This is a genomic window from Kitasatospora sp. NPDC048545 (assembly GCF_040651155.1).
Lineage (GTDB): Bacteria > Actinomycetota > Actinomycetes > Streptomycetales > Streptomycetaceae > Kitasatospora.
In genome coordinates, this window is sequence record NZ_JBEZIQ010000041.1 from 76,059 (window position 1) to 93,071 (window position 17,013).

Sequence of the window (17,013 nt, forward strand, 5' to 3'; positions counted from 1 at the left end):
GCAGCGAGGACCCCACTCCGGCCATGGCCTACGCGATCACCCAGACCTGCTGCAACGACGCCTCCTGCGTGTCCGTCTGCCCGGTCAACTGCATCCACCCGACCCCGGAGGAGCCGGAGTTCGGCACCACGGACATGCTGTACATCGACCCGCAGGCGTGCATCGACTGCGGCGCCTGCGCGGACGCCTGCCCGGTGGACGCGGTGTTCCCGGTCGACCGGCTGCGCGGCCCGGACACCGTGTTCGGCGACCTCAACCGCGACTGGTTCCGCGACCACCCCAGCGACCACGCCTGGGGCCGGCCCAGCTTCCCGCGCAGCCTGCCGGGCGAGGTCGGTGCGCTGCGGATCGCCGTCGTCGGCACCGGGCCGTCCGCCGGGTACACCGCGCAGGAACTGCTGCGCAGCACCAGCGCCGAGATCACCATGATCGACCGGCTGCCGGTCACCGGCGGACTGCTGCGGCACGGCGTCGCGCCCGACCACCAGTCCACCAAGCGGATCGCGGAGAGCTTCGCGAGCGTCTTCCACGACCCGCGGCTGCGGATGCACCTGAACGTCGAGGTCGGCACGGACGTCACCCACCCGGAACTGGCCGCGCACCACCACGCGGTGGTGTACGCGGTCGGCGCGGCCTCCGACCGCCGGCTCGGCGTGCCCGGCGAGGACTTGCCCGGCAGCCTGCCCGCGACCGCCTTCGTCGGCTGGTACAACGCCGATCCGACCGTGCCGGCCGACGCGGTGGAGCTCTCGGCGGAGCGCGTGGTCGTGGTCGGCAACGGCAACGTGGCCGTGGACGTCGCGCGCATCCTGCTCACCGACCCGGACCGGCTCGCCGCCACCGACATCGCCGACCACGCGCTCGCCGCGCTGCGCCGCAGCCGGGTGCGGGAGGTCGTGCTGCTCGCCCGGCGCGGTCCGGAGCAGGCGGCGTGGACCCGGGCGGAGTTCCTGGCGCTGCGGCAGCTGCCGGGCGTCGAGGTGGTGGTCGAGGACCATCCACAGGTGCGGGCGGCGATCGAGGCGGCGGCCGCGGACCGGCGGGCCGTGCCGGGCTCGCAGGCCGCCCTGCTCGCCGGTCTGCCGCTGGTCCCGCACGACGGGGCCCCGGCGCCGGGCGCGGGGCGGCGGATCGTGCTGCGGTTCCTGTCGGCGCCGGTCGGGCTGTCCGGGGACGGGCGGGTCGAGGCGCTGGCCGTCGAACGGACCGCGCTCGTGGACGGCGACCGGGCCGAGGGCACCGGTGAGCGGGAGGTGCTGCGGGCCGGACTGGTGGTGCGCTCCATCGGGCACCGCGGCGTGCCGGTGCCGGGGCTGCCGTTCGACGAGCGCACCGGGACGGTCGCGAACCGGGGCGGCCGGATCGTCGACCCGTCGACCGGGCGGCCGCTGCCGGGGGCGTACGTGGTGGGGTGGGCCAAGCGCGGGCCGTCCGGCGGGATCGGCGCCAACCGGGCCTGCGCCCGGGAGACCGTCGACGCGCTGCTGGACGACGCCGTCGCCCGGGCACTGCCCGTTCCGGAGGCGGACCACAAGGACTTCGACCGGCTGGTGCGGCGCCGGCGGCCGGACGCGGTCGGGCTGAAGGAGCTGAGGGCGGTGGACCGGGCCGAGCGGGAGCGGGGCGAGGCCGAGGGGAGGCCACGGGTGAAGCTCGCCACGGTGCCCGAGCTGCTGGCGGCGGGCCGGCGCCGATAGGCCCTGTCCGGCCGAGGCGGACGGGCCGTCGAAAGCCCGTCCGGGCCGAGACGGCTGACGGTACGAAGCGCGGTGATCCACGGGTGACGGCCGGCCCGGGTACGAAGTGCGGTGGTCCACGGACGACGGCTGACGCGCGTACGGGCCGCGCGGGACGTCGGCCCGGTCGGGTCTCCGCGCGGCGCCGGTGCGGGGCCCGCCAGGGGTTGATGTGCGGGCCGCCGGGTTGACGCGGCCGTGTCCCGACATGGGCGGGGTGCGTTGGGTGGGTGTGAGTGGATTTGGGGTGATGCCGGTATCGCGGTGGCGGCTGGCCGAAGAAACGATCCTGCACGGGGTGGAGCCGCCTGGGGCACCGCCCGCTACGGAGGCTCCCGCTACGGACGCTCCCGAAGCGCAGGCCGCCGGGGCGGAGGTTCCCGGGGCGGAGGCGCCCATCTACGCCGCGCTGGCCCGGCGGTGGCAGGCGGAGGGTCGGGCCGTCCCCGGACTGCCCGACCCGGTGTGGGAGACCCTGGCCGCGCCCCGCGGCGTGCGTCACCCCGAGGTGACGCGCCCTGCGGCGCCGCACTCGGCCGTGACTCACCCCACCGCGACCTACCTCACCGTGAGCCACCCCACCGGGACTCACCCCTCCGTGAGTCACCCCACCGGGACCTACTCCACCGGGACCTACTCCACCGTGACCTACTCCACCGGGTTCGCGTCCGGGTAGAACTGCCGGGCCCAGTGGCGGAACAGCCCGATCGAGCGCTCCCCGGGTACGAGCCGCGGCTGCGCCAGGTACCGCTTGTGGGCGAGGACCGGCCGGTCCTGCTTGATGATCCGCACCGAGGCCCGCAGCGCCAGCCAGGACGCCGTCCGGTCGAGCGCCCGCGCCGACCCGACCCCCGGCACCGGCACGCCGCCGGCGACCGCGAACCGCACCCTGGTGCGCCACGGCGCGACCGGCGTCGCCAGGACCCAGACCCGCAGCGTCGCGCCCAGATCCGGCAGTTCGGCCACCAGTCGCATCATCCCGAGCCCGGCGAGCGTCACCGGCTGCTCCAGGCTGACCGCCCCCAGCCCCGGGAAGCGGGTCGTGGTGCGCTGGTGGACGGTGAACAGCGGCCCGTCCACGTCCGGTGGGGCGGTCTCCCGGGTGTCCAGGCCGTGCAGCACCTTCACGTGCCGGAAGTCGACGCCGTTCTCCATCACCTCCTGCGGGTGTGAGAGCACCTCCCCGCTCCACCAGGCGAGCGGACGCACCCCGACCGCCGGCGGCAGCTCCCACCCCGGCGGCTCGCCGTCCGGGCCCCGCCAGACGAACAGCGCGCCGTCCCGTTCCCGGATCCGGCGCACCGTCAGCGAGGCCCGCAGTCGGGTGCCGTCCGGCGCCCCGGTGCACGAGCCGTCCGGGCCGAAGGCGAAACCGTGGAACGGGCAGACCAGTTCCTCGCCCCGGACCGTGCCGCCCGCCCCGAAGTGCGCGCCCAGGTGCGGGCAGTGCGGCCCGACCGCGTGCACCGCGCCGCCGCGGGTCCGGTACAGCACGACGTCCTCGCCCATCAGCCGGGCCGTCCGCACCCGCCCGGGCGGCAGGTTCCGGGCCCGGCCGACGCAGAACCAGCCGTTCGGGTACGGCAGCGGTGCGCCGGGCCCGTTCGCGGCGGAGGTCACGCCGTCGGCTTGACGGCGGTGTGGACGTACCAGGCGACGTACTCGCGGACGCCGTACATCTCCACCGTGGAGCGGAGGTTGAGCCACTTCGCCGGGTCGCCGCAGCGACGCAGGACCTCCCACGGCAGCCGGAAGTACGCGTACACCGCCTCCGAGGTGGGCGTGTACCAGGGCGTCGCGTCCAGTGCCTCCTCGACCTCGAACCCGGCCTCGGCGAGCAGTCGGGGCAGGTTGCGGGCGTGGTAGAGCTTGGCGCCCGTCATCGTCATCGCGTCCAGGTAGGGGACGAGCAACGCCCTGGCGTCCGGCTCCAGTTCCTCCAGCGGGACGGTGCTCATCGGGCCGAGGAGTACCAGCCTGCCGCCCGGGCGCAGGACGCGGTGGAGTTCGGCCAGGGCGCGCGGCGGGTCGTAGGAGTGGACGAGCGTCTCCATCGAGTACGCGCCGTCGAACGTGTCGTCGGGGAAGGGGAGTTCGTGGTAGTCGCCCCAGGAGAAGGCGGTCCGGTCGTCCAGCGCGGCGCGGTTGCTGAGCCGACGGGCCTCGGCGAGGTGGAAGTCCAGGACGTCGACCCCGGTCACCACCAGGCCGAAGCGCGCGGCCATCGCCCGCGCCACCACCCCGGCCCCGCACCCGGCGTCCAGCACCCGGGCTCCCACCGGTAGCGCCAGCTTGCGCCCCAGCACGTCCTGCAGCTGCCGCTGCGCCCGCCACAGCCGCCACTTGGACTGCCCGGGTTCCGTCCATCCCCAGTGCCGGGCGTTGCGTGCGACGCGGGTGTAGAACCACCGGCTCCCGGACCGCCCGTACACCCGGCGCAGCCCGGCCAGATCGAGTTGCTGAGCGCCCATGCGGACACGCTAGCGGCGGGTGCGGTCCCGCTCCGGGCGGCGCCACGGGGGTTGCCCCGGTGGGACGTGTTGTGTGGTCGTGTGGTCGTGTGACCGGCCGCTCGGTCTTGTGGTCGTGTGGTCGTGTGACCGGCCGATCAGCTGACCGCCGCCCCGCGCGGGCCCCCGGTGGTCAGCGCTCCCGGCCCCGCTCCCGCCAGACGCGCTTCAGCTCCTCCCAGCGCTCCGCCTGCTTCCCCGTCAGGGCTCCCCGCAGCTGCGCCAGCTTCAGCAGCTGCGCCTCGGCGTCGGCGCCCAGCGGCTGGGCCTCGGCGCGGTAGTGGTCGGCGAGGAGGGCGTCCAGCTCGGGCCGGGTGAGGGCGGGGTCGAGGCGCTGGGCGAGCTTGGCCATGTTGCGGTAGGAGCCCTGGAGCAGGAACGGCGGCTCGGTGCGGGTGCGGTCGTCCTGGGCGGCGGAGTCCAGGTAGGCGCGGTTGACGGCCAGGACGGTGGTGCGCAGGTGGAGCAGCCCGGACAGGACGGCGGTCATCCGCTCGACCTCGGCGGCGGGCCAGGCGCCGGCCAGGGTCATGCCGGTGCCGCCCGGGGCGCCGGCCGCGCGGGCGAGCAGGACCTCCAGGTCGGCGCGCTCGGCGGTGGCGAGCGGGGCCAGGTGGGGGTTGGCGGGCAGGGCGTTCTCGACGAAGCTGAGCGCGAAGAGGTCGTCGCGTCCGGCGACGGCGTCGCCGAGGTTCCACACGTCGGCGCGGTTGGCGAGCATGTCGGGCAGCCGGAAGAGCCGGCCGGACTCGGTGTACGGGTTGGCGGCCATCACGACGGCGAAGCGCTTGCCGCGCAGGTCCCACTCGCGGGCCTCGCCGTCGTGGACGCCGTCGATCCGGCGCTGCGCGTCGCACAGCGGGATGAAGCGCTGCAGGAACTCGGGCGAGGTGTGCTGGACGTCGTCCAGGTAGAGCAGCACGTTGTCGCCCGCGTGCAGGGCGAAGTTGAGCTTCTCGACCTCGCGCCGGGAGGTGGCGTCGGGGGCCTCGGCCGGGTCCAGCGAGGTGACCCGGTGGCCGAGCGCCGGGCCGCTGACGGAGACCAGCAGCAGACCGAGCCGCTCGGCGAGGTACTCGACCAGGGTGGTCTTGCCGTAGCCGGGCGGGGAGACCAGGAGCAGCAGGCCGCTGCGGTCGACCGGCCCGCCGGCGTCGGCCGTGCCGAGCTGCTTGGCGAGGTTGTCGCCGATCAGCGGCAGGTACACCTGGTCGATCAGCCGGTTGCGGACGAAGCCGTTGAGCGGGGCCGGCCGGTACTGGTCGAGCCGGAGCCGGGCGTGCTCGGCGGCCAGCAGTTCTCCGCGCAGCTTCCGGTAGGCCCGGTGGCCGGGCACCTCGACCTCCTCGAACTCCCGTACTCGGGAGAGCAGTTCGTCCAGTCGGAGGTCGAGAGCGCCGCCCGTCAGGCGCGGGTGGTCGCCGACCAGCCCGGTCAGCCGGGTGCTCACCGCGCCCTCGGCGGGACGGCGCGGCAGTGCCGGGCAGAGCAGGACGGCGGTGGCCTCGGCGAGGTCGGCCGGGTCGGCGTCGCCGGCGCCCGCCTCCAGCCAGGCGGCGGCGAGCTGGCGCCGTACGGGCAGCAGCCCGGGCTCGTCGGGCAGGGCGGCCAGTGCCTCGGTGAGGCCGGCCGACTCGGGGGCGGCGCGGAACTTGTCGAGCAGCGTGGCGGCGCCCGCCGAGTAGGCGAACGCGGGTGTCTCGGCGGCGAGTTCGGCGACCAGGTACGGGCCGGCCGGGCCGTCGGCCTCCGCGTCCGGGACGAAACCCGCGACGGCGGCGGAGAGTTCGGCGGCCAGCGCGTCCAGCGCGGGGACGCCGCCGAAGGCCTGCCGGGCGAGGCCGAGCGAGCGGGCCCGGGTGTGCCAGAGCAGCCGCTGCCGCTCGTCGGCGCCGTACGCCCAGTACAGCTGTGCGGCTGCCCTGGCGCCCGCCGGGTGGCGCAGCAGTCCTGCCTCGGCGCCGAGTTCGAGCAGGGCGCGGAGCAGTAGGGCCGCGTCGTGGTCGTGCACGCCGCGCTGGTAGCCCTCGTCCGGCCGCTGTTCGGCGGCCCGCCGGACGTACTCCAGCAGGTCCGCTTCGGCGGTGAGCGTGCCCGGTTCGGCGGCCAGCAGCAGGCTCGCGGCGAGGTACTCGGCGCGGTAGAGCTGCGGGGTCTCGGAGGGGAGCGGCCGGTCCCAGTAGCGCGCGGTGGCGGCGAAGGCCGGGTCGGTGACCGGGGAGCGGTAGTCGGTGCCGGTGAGGGTGAAGGCGGGCCGGCCGCGCCAGAGGACGAGAGCGAGTTCGGGCCGCTGGGTGGTCACGGCGAACAGGTGCCGGCCGAGCCGCAGGGTGCCGGGGCCGTCCCCGGCGAGTTCGGCGCGGTCGCGCAGGGCGCGCTGGGCGCGGCCCCGGGCGGCGCGCAGCCGTCCGGTCAGCTCCTCGGCCCGGACTCGATCGCCGAGCGCGGTCAACTGGCCGGCCAGGTCGCGGAGTTTGACGGCGGTCGGGTCGGCGGCGAGCGCGGCGTCGATCTCGGCGGCGGTGTCCAGGGCGGCCAGACGCCGGTGCAGGGTGTCGAGGATGCGCGCGGCGGAGGCGGCCAGCCGGTCGGCGCGGCGGGCCCGTTCCTCCAGCAGGTGCTGGCGCCGGCCGGTGAGCGCGTCGTGGATCTCGGTGCGCCGGTCGGCGAGCTGTTCGCCGAGGGCCGGGTCGGCGTCGGCGAAGCGGGTCTCCAGCTGCTCGATCCGCAGCAGGAGCCGGCCGAGCTGGTCGTCGCAGGCCTCGGGGGTGTCGGCGGCGGCGAGCGCGGCGGTGGTGGCCTGGGCGAGCAGGGCGGTCTCGGCGGCGAACTCGGCGGCGGCCTCGCGGGTGCGCAGCTCCCGGCGGCGCACGGTGAGCGCGGCCCGGGCCCGGTTGAGCAGCCCGAGGACGTCGGCGAGCCGGTCCAGGATCGCGGTGCGGGTGGTGGCGTCGGCCAGGTCGAGGGTGCCGACCAGCTCCGAGACGGTCTGCAGGGCCTCGCTCTGCTCGGTGAGCCGTTCGGACAGCGGCTCGGCCTCGGTGGCGGTCGCGATGGCGGCGCAGTGCTCGGCCAGTTCGGCGGCCCGCCGCCGGTGCGGCTCGAAGGCCGAGGGTTCGGCGAGCTGGACGACGGCCCGGGCGGCGGCCTCGGCCAGGCCCTCGGCGAGGTGTGCGGCGAGCGCGTCGATCCGCTGCGGGTCGGCGCGCGGCAGGTCGCGCAGCGCCTCGACCCGGCCCTGGGCGCGGCGCAGTCCGGCGAGCCGGTCGACCCACTCGGCGGCGTCGGCGAAGGTCTCGCCGCGGGCGGTGCGCAGCAGGCCCTCGACATGCTCGGCCGCCTCGTCGGCCTGGCGGGCGGCGTGTGCGGTGAGCTGGGCGGTCGCCTCGTACTCGGCGATGACCTGCCGGGCGGTGTCGCGGATCTCGGCGAGTGGTGCGGCGAGGTCGCCGAGGCCGCTCTGGCCGAGCCAGTGGTGCCGGTCGGCGGTGCGGGTGCAGGCGGCGAGGACGGCCCGGTGGCCGGCCGGGCTGTCGGTGCCGGCCGCGGCCAGCCGGGCGAGCGCCAGGCAGTCGGCCAGGCCGCGGACCAGGTCGGCGTTGCCGATCCGGGCCAACGGCCCGGTGCCGGGCGGCTGGTGGGCGGCGAAGCGTTCGCTGGTGAACGGGGTCTGCCAGAGCTGTGCGGGGTGCAGCCGGGTGGGTCCGTCCTCGGCCGGGCGCAGGGCGACGAGGGTGCCGTCGGCGAGCAGCGCGTAGCCCTGGCAGGGCAGCGGTGCGGCGGCCTCCTGGCGGACGCTGTTGTACGGCTGCAGCAGGGCGCGGCCGTCGGTGGGGGAGCGGAACTCGTACAGCACGTCCTCGCCGTTGGGCGAGACGACGGTGCGCTCGTACGTCAGGCCGTCCACCGGCTGGTCGAAGGTGCGCACGGTGCCGTCCACCAGGTGGCAGCCGCCGGGAAAGGCCACGCCCTGGTCGGCGGGCAGCCGCAGGCAGGCCTGGCCGAGCGCGTCGATCCGGGTGACCGTGCCGGTCGGCAGGTGCACCACCAGGTGCCGGACGGTCTCCTCCTGGTACGGGCGCACGCGCACCAGCAGCAGGGTGCCGAGCCGGGCGTGGGCGACCTGCGCGTCGGCGAGGGTCTGCAGGGCTTCGGCCAGCGGTTCGCGGTGCAGTTCCCGGCCGTCCGGGGCGGTGAGGGTCAACCGGCCGCCGTCGACGCCGAGGTGGAGTTCGCCGGCCAGGTCGGCGCGGGGCGGCCGGCCGGGGCCGGCCGGCAGCTGGTCGTCGCGGGTCAGCGCCGTCCAGGGGAGCTGCTGCCCGTCGGCGGGGGTGTGGTCGCGCTCGCCGCGCCCGTCCAGGTAGGCGGGCCGGGCGTCGTCGGCGCCGTCGTCGAGGCGCCAGCGCAGCACCCGGACGTCGGTGGGGGCCGGGCCGGTGCGGAAGACGGCGAGCAGCCGCCCCTCCACCGGGCGCAGCCGCTCCAGCCGGGCGTCGCGGAAGTAGCGGCGCAGGTCGGCGAGGTCCTGGCGCAGCCGCGGGTCGTCCAGCAGGGTGCCCTCGGCGGGGGCGGGGGAGAGGTCGGGGCCGTGGAGGCCGAGGACGTCGGCGAAGTCGCCGGCGTTGTCCTCGACTTCGGTCGGGCGGGTGCCGAGCAGCAGCAGCCCGCCGGCGGCGGTGAGGTCCTGCGGGAGGCAGGCCCGGGCGGTGGTGAGCCGCCCGGTGCCGGTCAGCCGCAGCTCCCCGCCGCCGAACTCCTCGACCCGGCGGGCGTTCAACGCGGTCGCGCGGTCGGCGAGTTCGGCGGCGGACCGGGCGAGCCGGTCGCGCAGGACCTCGTAGGTGCCGGCGTCGAGCCGGGCGTCGAGGGCGTCCACGGTCAGTTCCTCAGGTACTCGGCGGATCGTTGCTCGGAGTGGTGTTGCCCGGGGCGACGCCGTCCGGATCGGCGTCGCCCCGAGCCGGGCTGCCCGGGGCGACGCCGTCCGCAGTGGTGCCGCTCGGAGCGGCGTCGCCAGGGTCCGTACGCTACTTGGAGCCGTTCACCGGGGCGAGGCCACCGGCCAGCGACCCGATCGGGGTCTCGGCGACGCCCAGCTTCCGCGCGGAATCCAGCAGTTGGCGCAGCTGCCCGGACTGCTCGCCGGCACCCGAGCCGATCAGCTTCATCAGCAGCGCGGACACCGTCAGGTTCTGCACGTCCGCGGTGGAGACCGACGACAGCACCCGGGTGAGGTCCTCGGTGAAGCTGGCCCGTCCGTCCAGCCAGGGGCCGGCCAGGGCCTGCGCGGTCTGCGAGTGGCCGACGAAGGCGTCCACGCTCTTGCCGGCCGTGACCGACTGCACCAGCCGGTCGAAGAACACCGAGTCCCCGCCGACGATGTCGATCTTGGCCTTCTCCAGGCCGGCCGCGACCAGCGCGGCCTGCGCCTCGGCGATCTGCCGCTGGGTGTCCAGCCCGGCCAGCCGGACGTCCTTCTCGGCGGCCAGCCGCAGCCGGTACTCCTCGTGCCCGCGCGAGGCCTCGTCCAGCTTGGCCATCGCCGCGGCCTTCTCGGTCAGGCCCTCGGCCTCGGCCTTCAGCTTGGCACCGACCTCCAGCGCGGCGGCCTTGGCCTTCTCGGCCTGGACGACGGCCTCGGCGAGGCCGACCTTCTCCACCGCCGCGGCCTCCTGCTCCCGCACCTGGACGCGGGCCAGGCCCTCGGCGGCGGCCTCGGCCCGGACGCCCTCGGCCATCCGGATCTTGGCGGTCGCGTCCAGCTCGGCGGCTCGCTGCCGGGCCTCGGCCAGTACCAGCGCCTCGCGGGCCTTGTGCGCGGCGGCCTGTTCGGCGGCCTCGGCGGCCTTGATGTCCTTGACGAGCTTCTCCTGCGCCTCCGCCTCGGCCTGGATGACGACGGACTTGCGGACGCGCTCGGCCTCCTCGGTGGCGCGCAGCGTCTTGACGGCCTCCTCCTGCTCGGCGACGGTGCGGTCCACCGCGACCCGCTCGCGGACCACGTCGGCGACCTCCCGTTTGGCGGACTCGACCTCCTTCACCTTGGCGATCGTGGCGAGCTCGGTCTCCCGCTCGCGGCCGACGACCTCCAGCAGGCGGTCCTTCTCGATCCGCTCGTTCTCCACCGCGATCACCCGCTCGCGGTTCTTCTGCGCCACCGCGACCTCGCGGGCCTGGTTCTCCCGCTGGACACCGAGCAGCTCCTCGGTGCGCAGGAAGGCGGTCTGCGCGTTGAGCCGCTCCTCCTCCTGCACCCGGGCGATCACCGCGTCCTCCGTGGCGCGCAGGGTCTCGATCTCGCGGCGCTGGCGGATCTCGGCGTCGGCCTGGCGGCGTTCGAGCTCCAGGACCGTCTCCCGGGCGTCGACGTTCTGCCGGGTGATCTCCTTCTCCTCGGTGCGCTGGTACTCGTTGGTGCGCACGTGCTCGATCGCGGTCAGCTCGGTGATCTTGCGGATGCCCTGGGCGTCCAGGATGTTGTCGCCGTCCAGCTGGCTCATCGGCGTCTGTTCCAGGTGGTCGATGGCCGCGTCCTCCAGCGTGAAGCCGTTGAGGTCGGTGCCGATGACCGCGATGATCTGGTCCCGGAACTCGTGCCGGTGGGTGTACAGGTCGGTGAAGTCGAGCTGCTTGCCGACGGTCTTGAGTGCCTCGGCGAACTTGGCGGCGAAGAAGTCCTGGATCGCCTGCGGGTCGCTGGCCCGGCCGGTGCCGATCGACTGCGCGACCTTGACGACGTCCTCGACGGTCTTGTTCACCCGGACGAAGAAGGAGATCCGGATGTCCGCGCGGATGTTGTCGCGGCAGATCAGGCCGTCCCGGCCGGCCCGGTGGATCTCCACCGTCTTGGCGGTGATGTCCATCAGCTCGCCCTTGTGCAGGATCGGCAGGACGATCGTGCCGGTGAAGGTGACGTCCACCTTCTTCGTCCGGGAGACGATGAGTGCCTTGCCCTGCTCGACCTTCTGGAACAGGCGGCCCACGAAGAGCAGCATGGCGAGCACGATGAGCAGCACGACGGCGACGAGTACGCCGAAACCCACGGCGATGGTGTCCATCACGGAGTCCTTTGACGAGATGACGAGATGGTGCGAAGTGGAAAGCGAGCAGAATGAAGTGACGGATCGTCGGATCCTGGGCGGTGTGGAGTGGCGCGGTGCGGCGCCTCAGTCGAGGCCCGGCGGCGACGGGTCGAAGGGCGCCACCAGGAAGTGCTCGCTCTCGGCGTCGTAGTCGAAGATCAGGGCGGTCCGCCCGGCCGTCAGCCCGGGTTCCGGGGTGGCCGTGCGGACCTGGACGGTCGCGGTGGACCCGTCCTCGGCGGCGACCTCGGCCTGCCCGAAGTCGGCCGTCACCCGGCCGGTCCGGATCACGCAGACCCGGCCGACGAAGTCCCCCCGCGTGGTCGGCCGGTCCTGCGGGAAGAGCCGCCTCAGCGGCTTGACGAGCACCCGGGTGCCCGCCCAGGCGGCGACCAGCGCGACGGCGAACACACCGCCGCGCGCGGGCGCCCCCGAGGTGAGCACGGTGCCGGCCAGGCTGACGAACCAGGCGAGCGCGACCAGCAGCGACACCGCCACCGTCACGGGCACCCCGCCCAGCCCCAGCGCGTCCAGCACGCCCCCGTGGTGGCCGGCGCCCACCTGGGCGCCCTTGCCGCCGTCCCCCCCGTCGGTGCCGTGCCCGCCGGTGCCGTGCCCGCCGGACGTCCCGTGCGCCACGTGCCCCCCGGCACTGTGCCCCCCGGCACCGTGCCCGACGTGACCCACGTGCCCGACGTGCCCGGCATGGCCGACGTGCCCGGCACCCAGGTGGTGCCCGACGCCGTGTCCCCCGTGCAGGGCGTCGAACCCCAGTCCGCCGAGCAGCATCAGCAGCCAGTACCCGACGACCACCACCAGCGCGAAGCTGAACAGCGCCGTCGGAAAGGCCAGCGCGGCCGCGAAGAATCCCCCCGTCCCGGCCACGCTCCCCCGCCTTCCCCACGGCACCGCACTTCGGCGCCGGGGAGATCATGACAGTGGGGGAGCCCGCCGCACATTGCCAGGATCCGGCAATCTTTACGGCTCTTTGACACCCTGGTACGCGCGACCCGCGTGACACTGCAACAGCCGGGCAACAGGACGACCGCCAGGCTGTCGCAGCGGGCCCGCGCGGGTTTGGCGGGGGCGGGTCTAGAGGGGCTGTTCCGGCCAGTTCAGCAGCCGCGCGCCCATCGCCGCCGTCTCCAGCGTGAAGCGCTGCAGCGCGTTCGACGGGTCGTACCCCGTGAGCGCCTTGATCCGCTCCAGCCGGTAGCCCAGCGTGCGCACGCTCAGCCCCAGCCGGCGTGCCGCCTCCGCGTTCACGTACGCGGCCTCCGCCTGCACGGCGATGGTGTCCAGCAGCGGACGGGCGCCGCCGCGCGCCTCGGTCAGCGGGCCGAGCACGCTGCGCACCAGGTCCGCCATCGCCGCCCGGTCGCGCATCAGCACCGGGAAGACCAGCAGGTCCTCGGCCTTCAGCCGTTCGGTCGGCAGGCCGAGGCGGTGCGCGTAGTCCAGCGCGTCCAGCGCCTCCTCGTAGCTGCGCAGCACCCCGCTCGGCCCCGAGTGCCGACGGCCGGTGGCCACCCGCAGCACCGGGCGGTGGCCGGGGCCGGGACGCAGGGACAGGTCGGCGAAGGCCTCCAGCACGGCCCGCTCGGAGTCCGGGGCGATGCAGACCAGGCGACCGTCCTTGCCGGCCAGCAGGACGTCCCGTTCGCCGAACCGCCCGGCCAGCTCCCGCTCCACCCGGTGCACCAGCGGATGCACGTCCGCGAACGGCTCGTCGCCCACCGCGACCGCCACCGTGTACGCGCTCGCCAGCCGCAGCCCGAACCGCTCCGCCCGTTCGGCGAGCAGGCCGAGGTCACTGCGGCCGAACAGCAGGTCGTCGATGAACTCCCGTCGGGCCGCCTCCTCCTGACGGACCGCCAGGCGCTGTGCGCGCTCGTGCCCCTCGCCGAGCGCCGCCAGCGCGGCGTCCGTGGCGGCGAGGACGGCGTCGCCCATCCGGCGCAGCTCGTTGACGCTGCTCGCGGCGGTCGTCCCGGGCAGTGTCTGCCAGGCCCGGCGGGCCGCCGCCAGGCAGTGCGCCACCACCTCGCGCAGCCCGTACCCGGCCTCGGCGCAGTGCTCGCCGAGCTTGCGCAGACCCTCCAGCTCGTCGCGCCGCAGCAGCCGTCCGGTGCGGGAGGCGTCGGCGAGCAGGACGAGGTAGGCCTCGGCCAGCTCGGTGGGTATGTCGTGCTCGATGCCCTCGGCCACCGTGTCCTGCCATCCCCCGTACGACCTGGTATTTCGGCGCTGAACACTAGCAGGAACGGTCCGCCGGGGGCCGGGTTCCGCCGGCCCTGGAACCCGTGCGGGGCCGGGCGTGGGGCCGGGCGTGGGACCGGGCGTGGGACCGGGCGTCAACCGCAGGTGAACCGTGCGCGAACCGCGCACCGGGCCCGGTCGCCACCGGTCGCCACGGTGGCCACCCGCCGCTACCGGTCCCGGAAGTGCAGCACGAACCGGGCGCTGCTGCCGTCGATCCGCCGCCGCACGTACAGGGTCGGCGTGCCGTCCGGGGTGCAGCTGACGCCCTCGCGGACCAGCAGCGCGGTGCCCGGCGGGACGCCCAGCAGCTCGGCGTCCGCGAGGTCCGCGCCGACCGCGCCGAAGGCCCGCCAGTCGTACTCCAGCTCCACCCCGGCGGCCCGTGCCAGGTCCAGGACCAGGTTCCCGGGACGGCCCGGCCGGACCAGGTCGGCGGGCAGCGGGCCGAACGGCACCCAGTAGCTGCAGGCCGCCCGGGGCCGCCCGCCCAGCCGGATCACCGAGTCCACCCGGAACAGCTCCCGGGGCTCGCGGCCGAGCCGGCGGGCCGCCTCCGCGTCCTCCGCCGAGCCGGTCACCCCGGGCGCGGCCACGACGAACTCGCCGTCGCCCGGGTCGCCCTCGCCGCCCGGGTCGCCGTCCCGGCCGCGGTCGGGCAGGGCCGCGTGCACGCTGCCGAGGTCGAAGCGCTGGCTGCGCGGGTCCACCGCGATCGACACGCGGACGGCGGGCGGGCGGACGAAGGTGCCCACGCCCCGGCGGATCTCCACCACGGCCGCCCGTTCCAGCTCCGCCACCGCCTGCCGCACGGTCAGCCGGTTGACGCCGAACTCCGCGCTCAGCTCCGGCTCGCTCGGCAGCCGGGTGCCCGCCGGATACGTCCCCGCGTCGACGCGCTCCTGGAGCCGACGGGCCAGGCGGCGGTACAGCGGGGTGCTCGGGGTGTCCGCGGGGTTCGGGGTGTTCGGGGTGTCCGGGGGGTTGGTCGCCACACGCTCGATCCTACGAAGCCCACCGGCCGGTGCCCGCTGCGTCCCGGCTCCTGTCACCCGTCCCGTTCGGGTCGCCCCGGTGCGCGGGCGGGGGTGGGATGGAGGGAGCGCCGTCGGTCGCCGCTTGCCCGGCGACCCCCGGAGGGGTTAGACATCTAGACGTCTAGATGTCCGCCCGGACATCCGCCCCTCCCGAGCGCGGCTCCACCGAAAGGCCTCCCGCATGTCCCTGGTCAACTTCCGCGACGCCGCCGCCCTCGGTGACCCCGAGGGCCGGTGGGTCCGCCCCGGCGTGCTGTACCGCTCCGCCCAGCCGTTCCCGGCCGCCGACGAGGCCGTCGTCGCCCAACTGCGCGCCTGCGACATCCGGACCGTCGTCGACCTGCGCGACCCGCGCGAGACCGACCCCGCCGACTGGGCCGCCGCCGAGGCCGCCGGGATAGGCGTCGTCGCGGCCCCGGTGAACCCGGCCACCGACGCCCTCACCGCGCGGATGAGCACCATGGCCACGGCCGCCGACCTCGGCGACTTCTACGTGCTGCTGGCCGAGTCCGCGCCCGATGCGGTCGCCGCCGCCGTCGAGGCCACCGTCCGCCCCGGCGCCGTCCTGCTGCACTGCGCGGCCGGCAAGGACCGCACCGGTCTGCTGACCGCCCTCCTCCTCGACCTGCTCGGCGCCTCCGCCGACCGCATCGTCGCCGACTACGCCCGCACCACGGACGCCCTCCCGCAGATCTTCGCGGGCCTCGCCGAACGCCACCGCACCGCCCTCAACGACCGCACCACCTCGCGGGTCACCGACTCCCGGGGACGTAACCTCACCATCCCGGCGCCCCTGCTGGAGGCCCCGGCCGAGGCGATGGCGGTCTTCCTCGACCGCGTCCGTTCCCACCACGGCGGCGCCGCCTCCTTCCTCCCCACCTGCGGCGTCCCGGCGGCCACCCTCACCGCCTTCCGCACCAAGGCGGGCGTGGCCGCGGTCTGAGCACCCGCCAGGGAGCGCCCGTCCCGGAGCGCCCGGGCACCTGCGCCGCGCCGCTCCCGCCCGGCCTGGCAGCGTGCCGGGCCGGGGGGTGCCGGGCAGGTCCGCGGCCCGCTCGCCCCGACGCCGGACCGGTCCCTCACACGTCCCGGCGCCGCACCACGACCACCGTGACCGCCACCGCGGCGACCGCCCACACCCCCATGGTGATCCAGGAGTCCAGCACGCTCGGTGCGTACTTTCCCATCGTCACCGAGGAGCCGGGCCTGATCGTGAGCCGCTGCACGGTGGCCAGCGGCAGGTGGGTACCGATCTCCTTCAGCCACCGGTAGCGGTCGCCGCCGAACATCATCGGCAGGATGAACATCAGCATCACCAGCGAGACGATCGACGCGGTGGCGTGCCGCAGCAGCGCGCCCAGCGCCATGCCGATCAGCGCGCAGGCCGGCACGATCGCCGCGTAGCCGAGGACGGCCCGCAGGCAGCCCTGGTCGGTGAGGGAGAGCCCGACGTGCCGGGAGGCGAGCATCGCGTTGGTGGCGAGGAAGGATCCGGCCGACACCACCGCCCCGGCGAGCGTGGTGATACCGCCGATCAGCACCACCTTGGCCACGATCACCCCGCGCCGGTCCGGCACCGCGGCGAAGGTGGTGCGGATCAGGCCGGTGGTGTACTCGCCGAACACGGTGATCGCGCCGAGGCTGCCGGCCGCGATCGCCATCAGGTCGCCGGAGATGCTGCTGAGCCCGTGGAACAGCGGGTCGTAGGTGTACGGCGAATGCCCGGGCATCGGCGTGGGCGGGTGGTCGAGGTACGGCAGGTCGGAGTGGACGGCGTTGAGGTTGACCGCGATCGCCACCAGTGAGGCCAGGGCCAGCACCCAGTACGTCGAGCGCAGCGAGCGCAGCTTGATCCACTCGGCGGCGAGCAGGTCGGTGAACCGGGGTGCCGGCTCGGCGAAGCGGGGTGTGGCGGTGGTGCTCATCGGGTCTCTCCAGCCGGGTACTCGACGCTGTCGGCGGTCAGGGCCATGAACGCGGACTCCAGGGAGGACGTCCGGGTGGCGAGCTCGGTCAGCACCACGTCGTGCTGGCGGGCCAGTTCGCCGATCCGCTCGGCGGACAGGCCGGTGACGATCCCGAGCTGCGGTTCCACCTCGGTCACGTCGGCGCCCTGCGCCCGCAACGCCTTAGCCAGCAGGGGCAGTTCGGTGGCACGTACGGTCACCGAGGTTGCCGCGTTGCGGGCCGAGAACTCGGCGAGGCTCTCGTCGGCGATCAGCCGGCCGCGGCCGATGACCACCAAGCGGTCGGCGGTGTGTTCCATCTCGGCCATCATGTGGCTGGAGACGAACACCGTGCGCCCTTCGGCGGCGAGGCGGCGGAACAGTCCGCGCACCCACAGGACGCCCTCCGGGTCCAGGCCGTTGAGCGGCTCGTCGAACAGCAG

The 17,013-nt window shown here is 75.2% G+C and carries 10 protein-coding genes and 1 pseudogene; 2 read left to right on the forward strand and 9 right to left on the reverse strand.

Going from position 1 to position 17,013, the window contains the following annotated elements:
• Positions 1 to 23: 23 nt before the first annotated feature.
• On the forward strand, positions 24 to 1,697 hold the full coding sequence (locus tag AB0D10_RS31810) for an FAD-dependent oxidoreductase (protein ID WP_360262419.1): 1,674 nt from the start codon (positions 24 to 26) through the stop codon (positions 1,695 to 1,697).
• Positions 1,698 to 2,384: 687 nt separating this feature from the next.
• On the opposite strand, the gene AB0D10_RS31815 is transcribed toward AB0D10_RS31810, so the two are convergent.
• The 7 genes from AB0D10_RS31815 to AB0D10_RS31845 all read right to left on the reverse strand — a co-directional run bounded on the left by AB0D10_RS31815 (position 2,385) and on the right by AB0D10_RS31845 (position 14,582).
• A complete protein-coding gene (locus tag AB0D10_RS31815) occupies positions 2,385 to 3,356 on the reverse strand; it encodes a Rieske 2Fe-2S domain-containing protein (protein ID WP_360262420.1) in 972 nt (323 codons plus the stop codon).
• Entirely contained in the window at positions 3,353 to 4,207 is an 855-nt protein-coding gene (locus AB0D10_RS31820; protein ID WP_360262421.1) for a methyltransferase domain-containing protein, read from the reverse strand. Before AB0D10_RS31820 ends, AB0D10_RS31815 begins: the two co-directional genes overlap by 4 nt.
• Positions 4,208 to 4,379: 172 nt before the next feature.
• Complete coding sequence (locus AB0D10_RS31825) at positions 4,380 to 9,122, reverse strand: DNA repair ATPase (RefSeq protein ID WP_360262422.1); 4,743 nt, start codon at positions 9,120 to 9,122, stop codon at positions 4,380 to 4,382.
• Between the two features lie 151 nt (positions 9,123 to 9,273).
• Complete coding sequence (locus tag AB0D10_RS31830; protein WP_360262423.1) at positions 9,274 to 11,304, reverse strand: flotillin family protein; 2,031 nt, start codon at positions 11,302 to 11,304, stop codon at positions 9,274 to 9,276.
• Positions 11,305 to 11,412: 108 nt separating this feature from the next.
• Complete coding sequence (locus AB0D10_RS31835) at positions 11,413 to 12,213, reverse strand: hypothetical protein (protein WP_360262424.1); 801 nt, start codon at positions 12,211 to 12,213, stop codon at positions 11,413 to 11,415.
• A 207-nt stretch (positions 12,214 to 12,420) separates the two neighbouring features.
• Entirely contained in the window at positions 12,421 to 13,536 is a 1,116-nt protein-coding gene (locus AB0D10_RS31840) for a helix-turn-helix domain-containing protein (protein ID WP_360262425.1), read from the reverse strand.
• Between the two features lie 221 nt (positions 13,537 to 13,757).
• Positions 13,758 to 14,582, reverse strand: a complete 825-nt coding sequence (locus AB0D10_RS31845; RefSeq protein ID WP_360262426.1) for a GntR family transcriptional regulator — start codon at positions 14,580 to 14,582, stop codon at positions 13,758 to 13,760.
• Positions 14,583 to 14,805: 223 nt separating this feature from the next.
• Between AB0D10_RS31845 and AB0D10_RS31850 the strand changes: the two genes are divergently transcribed.
• Positions 14,806 to 15,567 carry a tyrosine-protein phosphatase gene (locus tag AB0D10_RS31850; protein ID WP_360262427.1) on the forward strand — a complete coding sequence of 254 codons (762 nt, stop codon included), beginning with the start codon at positions 14,806 to 14,808 and terminating at the stop codon, positions 15,565 to 15,567.
• A 136-nt stretch (positions 15,568 to 15,703) separates the two neighbouring features.
• Here AB0D10_RS31850 and AB0D10_RS31855 read toward each other — a convergent pair whose 3' ends face one another.
• Both AB0D10_RS31855 and AB0D10_RS31860 read right to left on the reverse strand, forming a co-directional pair.
• Positions 15,704 to 16,549, reverse strand: a complete 846-nt coding sequence (locus AB0D10_RS31855; protein WP_360262428.1) for an ABC transporter permease — start codon at positions 16,547 to 16,549, stop codon at positions 15,704 to 15,706.
• Positions 16,546 to 17,013: pseudogene (locus AB0D10_RS31860) on the reverse strand (ABC transporter ATP-binding protein); the annotation flags it as partial. The pseudogene AB0D10_RS31860 and the gene AB0D10_RS31855, both read right to left, overlap by 4 nt.

What these genes read in the sequence shown, in the direction of transcription:
- AB0D10_RS31810 (WP_360262419.1), top strand. Translation starts at nt 24, where the DNA reads ATGGCCTACGCGATCACCCAGACCTGCTGCAACGACGCCTCCTGCGTG.
- AB0D10_RS31820 (WP_360262421.1), bottom strand. Translation starts at nt 4,207, where the DNA reads ATGGGCGCTCAGCAACTCGATCTGGCCGGGCTGCGCCGGGTGTACGGG.
- AB0D10_RS31830 (WP_360262423.1), bottom strand. Translation starts at nt 11,304, where the DNA reads ATGGACACCATCGCCGTGGGTTTCGGCGTACTCGTCGCCGTCGTGCTG.
- AB0D10_RS31850 (WP_360262427.1), top strand. Translation starts at nt 14,806, where the DNA reads ATGTCCCTGGTCAACTTCCGCGACGCCGCCGCCCTCGGTGACCCCGAG.
- AB0D10_RS31855 (WP_360262428.1), bottom strand. Translation starts at nt 16,549, where the DNA reads ATGAGCACCACCGCCACACCCCGCTTCGCCGAGCCGGCACCCCGGTTC.